Origin of the sequence: Planomicrobium sp. CPCC 101079, assembly GCF_007859275.1 — a bacterium.
Classification (GTDB): domain Bacteria; phylum Bacillota; class Bacilli; order Bacillales_A; family Planococcaceae; genus Planococcus.
In genome coordinates this window covers 1-604 of the sequence record NZ_VOHC01000027.1, presented here as the reverse complement: position 1 = coordinate 604, position 604 = coordinate 1, and the positions used below count along the sequence as shown (strand labels likewise).

The window sequence follows — 604 nt, the reverse complement described above, 5'->3', positions numbered from 1 at the left end:
CCCGGATCATCGCTCACTTACAGCTCCCCGAGGCATATCGGTGTTAGTGCCGTCCTTCATCGACTCCTAGTGCCAAGGCATCCACCGTGCGCCCTTTCTAACTTAACCAAGTCAAAAAGTTGGCCATGTTGGCCGCGTACTTGTGTTGCTTGTTTCATTTGTTTCAATGTCGTTTATCCAGTTTTCAAAGAACAAGGTCGTTTTATCGAAATAAAACGATTGGTGGAGCCTAGCGGGATCGAACCGCTGACCTCCTGCGTGCAAGGCAGGCGCTCTCCCAGCTGAGCTAAGGCCCCAAGAAGAATGGTGGGCCTAAATGGACTCGAACCATCGACCTCACGCTTATCAGGCGTGCGCTCTAACCAGCTGAGCTATAGGCCCTCTTGAGTGTGTTTCTCATGAAGTTTTCAGCAACCTGAACCTTCAAAACCGAACGCAAAACGTCAACTCAAGGCCAGCGGCCTTGATTCCGAATAAATCCTTAGAAAGGAGGTGATCCAGCCGCACCTTCCGATACGGCTACCTTGTTACGACTTCACCCCAATCATCTGTCCCACCTTCGGCGGCTGGCTCCACAAGGGTTACCTCACCGACTTCGGGTGTT

2 tRNA genes and 2 rRNA genes are annotated in these 604 nt (G+C 51.8%); all 4 read right to left on the bottom strand.

What is annotated here, in order from left to right:
* Positions 1-108, bottom strand: a 23S ribosomal RNA gene (locus FQV28_RS12070); the annotation flags it as partial.
* A 112-nt stretch (positions 109-220) separates the two neighbouring features.
* Positions 221-296 (bottom strand) — tRNA-Ala (locus tag FQV28_RS12065).
* 8 nt (positions 297-304) lie between these two features.
* Positions 305-381 (bottom strand) — tRNA-Ile (locus FQV28_RS12060).
* A gap of 104 nt (positions 382-485) precedes the next feature.
* Positions 486-604: ribosomal RNA gene (locus FQV28_RS12055) — 16S ribosomal RNA — on the bottom strand; the annotation flags it as partial.